This window comes from Absiella sp. AM09-50, from assembly GCF_003433845.1.
GTDB classification, from domain to species: domain Bacteria; phylum Bacillota_I; class Bacilli_A; order Erysipelotrichales; family Erysipelotrichaceae; genus Hoskinsella; species Hoskinsella hominis.
In genome coordinates this window covers 1-10201 of the sequence record NZ_QVFI01000051.1, presented here as the reverse complement: position 1 = coordinate 10201, position 10201 = coordinate 1, and the positions used below count along the sequence as shown (strand labels likewise).

Below are 10201 nucleotides of genomic sequence, written 5' to 3'. Positions count from 1 at the left end.
TGATCAGCTTGTGTCAAGTAGACACACAAAATAATTAAAACATTTTTGTCCATCAGGCATTATCATGTCTGATGGATTTTTTATATTTCTGCCTGCTGGCTTTTGTAATGTTCTTGTTTATATTTCATGATCCGTTTGTTTTCGGGGATCTTATATTCTGCCGGTGTCTCTGCCTTCAGTGCTTCACTTCTTACTTCGTAAGGTGTCCTGACCCCGAATCGTCTCTGATATCTTTCATATGTATAATAATGAAACCATTCCTCCAGGGCATGGATTAGCTCTTCCTTGGTTCGATAATGCTTTCCATAATACATCTCACATTTTAGGATTCCCCAGAATCCTTCCATAGGACCATTATCGATACAACAGCCGATTCGAGACATACTTTGTATCATTCCATGTTCTCGCAATTTGTTCTGGAATGATGGACTTGTATATTGAAATCCCGCATCTGAATGAAATACTGGATGTGCTTCCGGGTATGCTTCTACAGCCTTTTCAAAGGTATTATGCACAAGGACATTATTATTGGAATCTCCATATTTCTTACTGACAGGAAACCTGTCATACAGATCCAGAATCACGCTTAGATACAGCTTATGTTCAAATCTGTCTCCATACTTGAATTCCGTGACATCCGTTACCCATTTCTCATTTGGTATTGCCGCATTGAAATCTCTGTTCAGTACATTTGGTGCAACCTTTGCGTCTTTTGCCCGTACTGTACAGTTGTGCCTTTTCTGACGGATCCGACTCTTTAAGCCCAGGTACCGCATTACTTTGTAGACCTGATATTCTGTATATGCTGTGCCTTTGTCATGATTGATATAATCCTTCATCATCCGATATCCCAATTTATGATCATAGGTTTCATGATAGGCTCGTACGGTTTCAATTAATAGATTCCATCTTTTGTCAAACTGAGATCGTTCATGATGAAGCCATTTATAATAATTGGCACGTTTTACACCCAGACACTGGCACATCTGGCTTATATTTGGTTTCTCTTCATTTTTCTTTATTTCTTCAGCGGTTTCTTTGATGGCCTGATATTTTGCCTCAAATCGGCTCTCTCGCCATATCGCCTCCTTTCGATCTCGTCCACTTTTTTTAACAGGCGATTCTCCAACCGAGCTACTTTTAATTCACGCTCGGCTTTTTCAAGTTTTCTTCTTAACAGCTCGACTTCATCCAGTTCGTCTTCTGATTTATGATGACCTCGTTTATCGGATAAACCATCATAACCATTTTTGAAGTATTTCTGTACCCACTGATATACATTGGCATAGGGTACTTCAAATACTTTGGCTGTCAGTCTGTAATTCTTGTCATGTTCCAGGCAATAATCCACAATCTCTTTACGTTCTTCCTGCGTTGTATTTCGGCTCTTGGTCATATACACATCTCCCATCGTTTTATAATCCGTTTGTTCTATATGACCATTATACTTCTTTACCCAGTTAATGACGGTAGTATCGGAAGGAATATCGAATGCCGTTGCCACATCCAGATAAGAACCTTTTCCGTTCAAATAAGCTTGTACGACTTTTTCCTTAAATTCTTTCGTATAAGATTTGTTTCGAGATTCTTCATCAAAGGCAGAAGTTCCAAGATTCTTATAGTGTGCGAACCATTTACGAATGGTTCCGCGATCGACTCCCACTTCGTTGGCCAATGATTCGTAAGAACCCTCACCTCTTTCATACCTTTTCACTATTTCCATTTTTAACTCTTTTGAATACTTACTTTTTCTTCCCATATAAAAATACGATCCTCTCTGTATTCAGTACGTTTTAATTATTTGTACTGTCTACTTTTGAGAATCGTATCATAGGATAGGTGCTTTTTTTGTTGATGAAAAGAAAGTGCAACAACACTTCTTATAATCGGTGTCTTTTTTTGGGCGTTTAAAAAAATAGTAAACGTTTTCAAAAAAGTGTTGCATTCTATAAAAAGAACTGGTATATTAAGTGTGTACAAATGGTATGCAAATACGAACCAGTGCCCGAGGTTGTTGGCGTACCTAAGAGGAGGAAATTATGACTGTTAGTGAAAGAGTTGAATTAATTAAATTCGATGAACCAAAGTATTTGGAAGATGGTAAGGCTGTAGTTAGCCAACGTAAAGAGGCTGAAGATTTAGCAAAAGTTATTCATGATCAAGGTTATTCAAACATTTTCTTATTAGGTATTGGCGGTACTGAGTTTGAATTTGGCCACTATGAATATTTACTTTCAAGAATGTCAGATGTAGATATTTATTCAGTTAATGCGGCTGATGTGAACACAGTTCGTCCTAAGAAATTAAACAAAGATTCATTAGTAATCACTGCTAGTGCTTCTGGTGATACTGTTGAAATCGTTCAAGCTGCCAAATGGATGAAAGAAGAAGGAATCCGCGTTGTTGCATTTACAGGTCGTGATAGTAAATTAGGAAAAATGTTAGATTATGTAGTTCATGCTCCTGTTGTAACTGGATTCTGCGAACACTCATATGTATTACAAGCATATTTCATGTACAAATTAATGAACTTACGTGGAGATTTCGATGCTTATGATCGCTTCGCAGATCAATTATCTGAATATATTTTCGAAGACTTATTAGCAATTAAGAAAAAATTCGAACCAATCGGAATGAAGATGGCTTCTGAATTATATGATGCTGAATATACAATCTTTACAGGTTCTGGTGCACTTTGGGGAGAAACATTATTATTCTCTATGTGTATGTTAGAAGAAATGCAATGGATTCGTTGCCGTCCAGTAAATGCTGCACAATTCTTCCACGGAACATTAGAATTGATTGAAGACAAAGTTCCAGTATTTATCGTTAAGGGTGAAGATGAATTTAGAGCTCAAGACAACCGTGTTGAAGAATTCTGTAAAAAGATTAACTGCCAATATGTAGTATTCGATGCGAGTGAATATGCCGTTCGTTTAGACAATGAATTTAGAAAATTCATCGTTCCTATGATCACTACTGCTTGTATTACAGGAAGATTATCAAGACATTACGAAGCGTATACTAAACACAACTTACAATATCGTCGTTACTACAGACAATTTGAATATTAATAGTCAATGTACGATGTCAAACCACTCTGTAAATAAGGGTGGTTTTCTTTTATATGGGGGTTAAATATGAGATATAAAGGTATTATTTTTGATATGGATGGAGTTTTAGTGGATTCAGAACCAATCTATTTGCAGGAAGCCATTGGTTATATTTTGGATAATCTTAAAGAAGATGTGGTTTATTTGGAATTGAAAAGAGAAATGAATAAAATTGTGGGTGCTTCGGATGATAAAATGTTTGAAGCTATGTCTGAATATTTAAATCATAAATATTCGACAGAAGAAATTAAGGCGGGTATGTGGTCAAAAGAATTAGGGTTGGATTATCGTACGATTTTAAATCCGCATGTATTATATGTGTTACCGAAATTGAAGGCGAAGGGGTATAAGCTTGCGATTGCCTCAAGTTCTTCAATGGAAAATATTAAGAAGGTAACTCGACAGTGTGGTATTGCTTCATATTTTGATTGCATGGTTAGTGGAGTAGATTTTAAAGAGAGTAAGCCGAATCCAGCAATTTATTTGGAGACATTAAGAAGATTAAACTTGAAACCAGAAGAGGTAATAGCGATTGAAGACTCAACATATGGTATACAGGCTTGCATTGGTGCAAATATTCGTGTAATTGCCAAAGAAGATAATCGCTATGATTTCAATCAAGGCTTAGCGGATGAGATAGCAAGTGATATTTTGGATGCATATAACATTATTAAATATTGGAATTCAGAAGAAAATTAATTTTTTCATGTAAACGCTTGCATTATATTTTGATTACTGGTATACTTTGATTGTACAAATGGTATGCATTTACATACCACTCGCAAGCGGGCATAATCGAGTGGTAAAAATCAAGTGTACACAATTGGAAAAGAGGATGTATTGATGAGAAGATTTATTTTGGCATCACATGCTTATATGTCTAAAGGAATCAAAACTTCACTTGAATTAATTCTTGGAAAACAAGACAACTTATCCGTATATTGTGCATATGCTGAGGGCGAACCTTTCTTTAAGCCTTTGGTGATTCAAGAAGTTGAAGATCATCCTGAAGATGAATTTGTAATTATGACAGATCTATTGGGTGGTAGCGTAAACAACGAATTGTTGGAGCTAACGACTAAGGAAAATGTTCATTTAGTAACAGGAACAAACTTAATTTTGGCAATGTCAATCTTATTGACTTGTCGTGAATGCGATGATGTTGCAGCAGCAATCCGTACATGCGTTGAAGATGCTAAAACAGGTATCGTATATTGTAATGATTCAGAAATCGACTCAGATTTAGATGAGTTGTAAAAATTGAGAGGAGAAGTACAATGATTAAATTACTTCGTATTGATCACCGTTTATTACATGGTCAAGTAGCTTTTAGTTGGAGTAAACAACTTGGTACAGATTGCATTTTGTTGGCTTGTGATACTTTGTTGAATGACAAATTGCGTATGTCAGCTATTAAAATGGCTAAACCTAGTGGCGTAAAGGTTGTAGCTAAAACAGTTGATGATGCGATTGCAGCAATCAAATCTGGTGTTACAGATAAGTACAAATTGTTTATCGTAGTTGAAAGTGTTGAAGATGCGGATCGACTTGCAAGAGCGTTAGATATTAAAGAGATCAACCTTGGTGGTACAAAACCAACAGATGATCGTCACGTAATTTCGACAGCGGTTTATGTAAGTGATAACGATGAAAAGATCTTAAAAGATTTAATGGATGATGGATTTGATGTATTTACACAGATGGTTCCATCAGACAAACGTGTTAATACAAAAGATTTATTAAAATAAAAAATTTTAGAGGAGAAGAATAAGATGTTAGTTAAGACTTTATTAATTTTCTTGATCACGTTCTTCGCGGTTTCAGAATTCTTGTTGGGTACATCATTAATTCAAAGACCGCTAGTTTTAGGACCATTGGTAGGTCTAGCGTTTGGTCAATTAGAATTAGGAATTGTTATAGGGGCAACCCTTGAGTTGGCGTTTATTGGTGCAGTTTCAATTGGTGCGTACATACCTCCTGATATGATTTCAGGAACAATCTTAGGAACAGCTTTAGCAATCGAAGCTGGAGCAGGTCCTGAGACAGCGTTGGCATTAGGTTTACCAATTTCTACAGTTATGTTGGCATTGAACTCAGTATTAAGTGCTCCAATTATGTTGGTTTTCACTCACTTGATGGATAAAGATATTGAAGAAGGTAATATTGGAAAATTCAAATTCCACTATTTCTTCGGTGGTTATGCTTCATTCTTACCTCGTTTAGTAGTAATTCCATGTGCATTCTATTTTGGAAGTGAAGCTGTAGTTGGATTATTAAGTCAAATTCCAGAATGGTTACAAACAGGTATTAATATTTCAGGTGGAATTATTCCTGCATTAGGTTTTGCGATGTTAGCACAGATGATCATGGACAAAAAGATTGCTCCATTCTTCTTCATTGGTTTCTTTGCAGTTCAATATTTAAGTTTAAATACAACAGCAATCGCAATCTTCGCATTGGCTTATGTAGTCTTGATGTTCTTTAAAGAAAAAGATCAAAAAGGAAAAGTTGCAGTTGTTGAGGGAGGAGATGGCTTAGATGAGTTCTAATTACGAATACAAAGGCGTTATTACTAAAAGAGATTTAAGAAAAGTATTCTTACACGCCATTACAATGGAACATACGTGGAACTATGAACGTATGATGAATGATGGATATCTATATTCAATGCTTCCAGCATTACAAAAAATCTATACAAATCCAGAAGATCTTAAAGAAGCATGTAAACGTCACTTAGAGTTCTTCAATACAACTCCACAATGTATTACATTGCCATTGGGTATTACAGTTGCGATGGAAGAACAACGTGCAAATGACATGGAAAACTTTGACACAACTTCTATTTCAAGTGTTAAGACAGCTATCATGGGTCCATTAGCTGGTATTGGTGATAGTTTTATTTGGGGAACATTAAGAATTTTAGCTACTGGTGTAGGTACTTCATTAGCATTACAAGGAAGTATCTTAGGACCAATCTTATTCTTATTGGTTTTCAACGTACCTAGCTTCATCTTACGTTACGTATTGGTATATGCAGGTTACAAATTTGGTTCAGACTTCATTACTTCTGCAGAAGAATCTGGTGTAATGGATTTAATTAGTAAAGCAGCAAGTATCTTAGGTTTAACAGTTGCAGGTGCTATGACTGCAGAAATGGTTTATATGACAGTTCCAATTGCGATTGGTAGTGGTGAATCAGCTACAACAGTTCAGGCTATTATTGATGGAATCATCCCTGGATTATTACCATTATTATTAACTGGATTCGTATATATGTTGTTAAATAAGAAAGTTAAACCACTAGTAATTATGTTTGCGATGATGGCACTTTGTATTGTCTGTGCATTCTTCGGTATTTTGGCATAATTAACATAATATATATAGGGTTGAAAAGACTTTTTTCAACCCTTTAATTTCTGATGAGGATAAATAAATGAAAAATTTTAAAAATCGATTATGCGGAATGAACAGTCATTATAGATTTTATTCTTTTGAACGTTTTTTTCAGGAAATGAATCGTTTAGGTATTAAAAATGTAGAGATTTGGACGGGTCCTATGCATTTCTATGTGGACTACAATAAAAATCAGAGTGTAGAACAGCTTAAGGAATACGCAAAAAAATATGATGTAAAAATCATTGGTATTTGTCCAGAACAAACAAATCCAAAGCCAAACAATGTGGCAAGTCCATCACGTCAAGAAGATGTATATGCATATTATTGTCGAATGGTGGATATCGCAAAAGAAGTCAATGCCCAACATATATTAATCACAACAGGCTGGGCTTATTATGATGAGTCAAAAGAAGATGCATGGAATCGTTCGGTTGAAATGATGCGTAAGGTTTGTGATTATGCAAAGGCAAATGATATTTTGGTGGCAATCGAAGCTTTACAACCAGATGAATCTGTTCTTGTGAATAGTGTAGAACAATTAAAGGCATATTTGGATGCGGTAAATCATCCACAGTTAAAGGTATGTATTGATTTTGGTGCAATGGCACGAGTCAATAATACAATTCAAGATTATTTTGATGCATTTGGAAAAGATGTGATCCATACACACTTTGTGGATGGAAAGCCAACAGGTCATTTGGCATGGTCGGATGGAACAAGAGATTTAAAACAAGATCTTCTTGATTTAGAGGCCAATGGATACCATGGATATCTGTCACTGGAAACAGCGACTTCTAGATATTATGAAAAGCCTTGGACAGCTGAAGAAAAGACGATAAGTGCTTTTGACAAGTTGGAATTGAATAAATGATAACAGGGATTTAAATAAAAAATGATATAATATATTGAGTGTGTGAGGAGGTTTTTATGAAGGCTATTACTAGAGATATTTATATAGCGGATGAGATTCGTTATAAGATCGAGATAGGTGAATTTAAACCTCATGACAAATTACCTAGCGAAAGACAGTTTTGTGAAATATTTAATTGTCAGCGTGCAACTGTGCGCTTGGCCTTAGAGAGTTTGCTCGATGAGGGTTGGATTTATTGTGTTGAAAGATCGGGTTATTATGTATCGCAACCACGCATTATGGAAACGTTAAATGTCGTTTCAAGCATGAGTGGGCGTATTGAAAATATGGGCAAAGAGATGCATCGTAAAGTGGTTTTTCTAAGAGTACTTGAAAGTAATAAAAAATTAATTAAGAAAATGGGTGTTGCGTTAGGAACAAAATTAATTGAATTTGAAAGAGTTCGCTATTTGGATGAAGAGGCTATTTCTTTGGAAACAGCTTATTTTGAAGCGGAACAATTTCCGGGATTATTAGATAAAGACTTAGAGAATAATTCATTGTTTTCAATCTTAGAAAAATATTATGATGTAAAATTTACGCATGGGGAGCAGGAAATTCTTATAGTTAACGCAAATCCAACTGAAAGTAAATATTTGGGTGTGGAAGAAAACAGTCCGTTGGTTTTGCGAAGAGGAATTTTGTATACAGAAGATAATCAATATAAAAGTTATCATGAATCTGTGATGCGAATGAATCGCTTTATTTATGCGGATGAGGAGAATTGATTATGGATTTACGTATACCTTTATATTTACAATTAAAAAATACATTATTAAATCGTATTGATAATGGAGAATTATTGCCAGGTGAGCGTTTGGAGTCCGAAAGAGATTTGGCTGAAAAATATGGTGTGAACAGACAAACTGTGCGTTCTGCACTGAATGTGTTGATTGAGGATGGCGTGTTAATCAAGGTTCCTTATAAAGGAACGTTTGTCGCAAAACAAATTGTAAAACCGGCTTGGGGAAACTATGATGCGGTAGATGATCATCGTGGTTTTTCAAGTTTTTTAAAGGCACAGGGTTTTACGATTGATAGTAAGGTCATTGTTGCGGAAAAAATCGAACCGACAACTTCGATTCGTGCACATTTGAAATTAGAAGAAGGAGAAGATGTTTATTGTTTAGAGCGTGTTCGTTATTATAATGATAAACCTTTTTCTGTGGAAATTGCCTATATGCCGTACAAGTATGTAGAGGGCATTGAAGACTATGATTTTTCAAAAGTGTCATTATATGATTTTATGGCAACGAAAGATCATGATCCTTGTGATTTCCATCGTTCATTAATCGTACAATTTCCAGATGATCGAATCTCAAAACTTTTGGGAAATCTTGTAGAACCTGTATTTCGATTTCAATATATTGGCTTTGATAAAAAGAAAAATGTCGTGGAATATACACATAGTTATATTCGAAGTGACAAATCCACGTATCGTTTTAGAATATAATTTCACGAAGGAAAGAAAATGGAACAATTAGAAACAATGGAATATTATGTCTTGCAGACGCAGGACATCTTAAATTCAGTATATAAAAATAAAAAGCAGACGGATAAATTGGCTCAGGTTTATATGGATGGAAACTATAAAAATATTAAGATCATAGCTTCTGGTTCGAGTGGAAATGGGTCTTGGTGTGCTAAATATATTATGGAAAAATATTTAGGTGTAGATGTCACTGTAATAAATCCATATACATTCGCATACTATCCAGTATTATGTGAAGATGACTTTGTGTTTGTCGTTTCACAGAGTGGATATAGTAAAAACGCATTAGATGCGTTGGATATATTAAAAAAATTAGATCGTAAAACAATCGCATTAACAGGGGATTTAAATAGTGATATTAAAGATCATGCGGAAGTTGTGATTGATTATGTAGACGAAGAAAAAGAAGGGTATGTTACTAAGGGAGTAACAACACTAGCCTTATTCTTAATAAAACTTGCGTTTGCGATTCTAGAAAAGCAAGGTAAAGAAGTCGATACAAAATGGTTGGATGACTATTGTGAAAGCTATGCTTCGATTCAAAAGGAAAACTTTATTCGTGAAGAAGCTTTCTTAGAAAAGTTCAGAAAGAACTTGTTGTCTATGGAAAATATGTATGCGGCTGGTTGCGGCCCTGCTGAAGGTGTAGCGAAAGAGGCAGCACTAAAGATTGGAGAAACGGTAAAGGTTGTTTCTTGTGGATATGAATTAGAAGAATATATTCATGGACCAAATTTACAATTGTCTCCAAAACATAATGTATTTATTATTGATGCACAAGATGAAACGTCAGATCGTTCTTATCAGATTTATAGAGCTTCTAAAACCGTTTCGGATCGCGTGTATTACATCACAAATAAAGAATATGAGGATGATCATGTACTAACATTACTAAATCCTTGTGCAGATACTGTATCTTTAACGTATCTTCAAGTATTCCAATTATTTGCATACAGAATTAGTAAAGAGTTAAGATCTATTCCTAAACATCCATTATTTGAGGAATTTAAAAAGATCGTGAATTCGAAAACAATCACATACGAAGATTAGTATAGTAGCCTTTCGACTTATCGGAAGGCTTTTGTCTTATGCACAAGACAAAAATATATGAATATTGTCTTGTAGATAAGACAAAAAAGTATTAATATTGTCTTGTAAGTAAGACAATATCTACATATGATACCTGTCTTTAGAGGTTTGCATTAAAAAATGGTGAGAAAATATTAATGAGCTACAATTTGATCAGCTTGTGTCAAGTAGACACACAAAATAATTAAAACATTTTTGTCC

The 10201-nt window shown here is 34.9% G+C and carries 12 protein-coding genes; 10 read left to right on the top strand and 2 right to left on the bottom strand.

Going from position 1 to position 10201, the window contains the following annotated elements:
• Positions 1-80: 80 nt before the first annotated feature.
• Both DW114_RS20665 and DW114_RS20660 read right to left on the bottom strand, forming a co-directional pair.
• Positions 81-986, bottom strand: coding sequence for an IS3 family transposase (locus DW114_RS20665; protein WP_178695087.1), 906 nt, complete (start codon positions 984-986; stop codon positions 81-83).
• Between the two features lie 32 nt (positions 987-1018).
• Positions 1019-1759: a helix-turn-helix domain-containing protein gene (locus tag DW114_RS20660; protein ID WP_100933525.1), complete on the bottom strand. Its 741-nt coding sequence runs from the start codon at positions 1757-1759 to the stop codon at positions 1019-1021.
• 280 nt (positions 1760-2039) lie between these two features.
• Between DW114_RS20660 and DW114_RS20655 the strand changes: the two genes are divergently transcribed.
• The 10 genes from DW114_RS20655 (at position 2040) to DW114_RS20610 (ending at position 9961) form a co-directional block, all read left to right on the top strand.
• Complete coding sequence (locus tag DW114_RS20655; RefSeq protein WP_021421083.1) at positions 2040-3074, top strand: SIS domain-containing protein; 1035 nt, start codon at positions 2040-2042, stop codon at positions 3072-3074.
• A gap of 66 nt (positions 3075-3140) precedes the next feature.
• Positions 3141-3812: an HAD family hydrolase gene (locus DW114_RS20650; RefSeq protein WP_021421084.1), complete on the top strand. Its 672-nt coding sequence runs from the start codon at positions 3141-3143 to the stop codon at positions 3810-3812.
• 114 nt (positions 3813-3926) lie between these two features.
• Positions 3927-4370 carry a PTS sugar transporter subunit IIA gene (locus DW114_RS20645; RefSeq protein ID WP_147322663.1) on the top strand — a complete coding sequence of 148 codons (444 nt, stop codon included), beginning with the start codon at positions 3927-3929 and terminating at the stop codon, positions 4368-4370.
• A gap of 20 nt (positions 4371-4390) precedes the next feature.
• Positions 4391-4861, top strand: a complete 471-nt coding sequence (locus tag DW114_RS20640) for a PTS sugar transporter subunit IIB (RefSeq protein ID WP_036745434.1) — start codon at positions 4391-4393, stop codon at positions 4859-4861.
• Positions 4862-4885: 24 nt separating this feature from the next.
• Positions 4886-5662: a PTS mannose/fructose/sorbose/N-acetylgalactosamine transporter subunit IIC gene (locus DW114_RS20635; RefSeq protein WP_021421086.1), complete on the top strand. Its 777-nt coding sequence runs from the start codon at positions 4886-4888 to the stop codon at positions 5660-5662.
• Positions 5652-6479 (top strand): PTS system mannose/fructose/sorbose family transporter subunit IID, encoded by an 828-nt coding sequence (locus DW114_RS20630; RefSeq protein WP_021421087.1) that lies wholly within the window; start codon positions 5652-5654, stop codon positions 6477-6479. The genes DW114_RS20635 and DW114_RS20630 overlap by 11 nt, the downstream gene beginning before the upstream one ends.
• 67 nt (positions 6480-6546) lie before the next feature.
• Positions 6547-7380: a sugar phosphate isomerase/epimerase family protein gene (locus DW114_RS20625; RefSeq protein ID WP_021421088.1), complete on the top strand. Its 834-nt coding sequence runs from the start codon at positions 6547-6549 to the stop codon at positions 7378-7380.
• A 56-nt stretch (positions 7381-7436) separates the two neighbouring features.
• The gene (locus tag DW114_RS20620) at positions 7437-8147 is read left to right on the top strand and encodes a GntR family transcriptional regulator (RefSeq protein WP_021421089.1); all 711 of its coding nucleotides are present in this window, start codon (positions 7437-7439) and stop codon (positions 8145-8147) included.
• Between the two features lie 2 nt (positions 8148-8149).
• On the top strand, positions 8150-8872 hold the full coding sequence (locus tag DW114_RS20615; protein ID WP_021421090.1) for a GntR family transcriptional regulator: 723 nt from the start codon (positions 8150-8152) through the stop codon (positions 8870-8872).
• An 18-nt stretch (positions 8873-8890) separates the two neighbouring features.
• Entirely contained in the window at positions 8891-9961 is a 1071-nt protein-coding gene (locus tag DW114_RS20610; RefSeq protein ID WP_021421091.1) for an SIS domain-containing protein, read from the top strand.
• Positions 9962-10201: the final 240 nt, after the last annotated feature.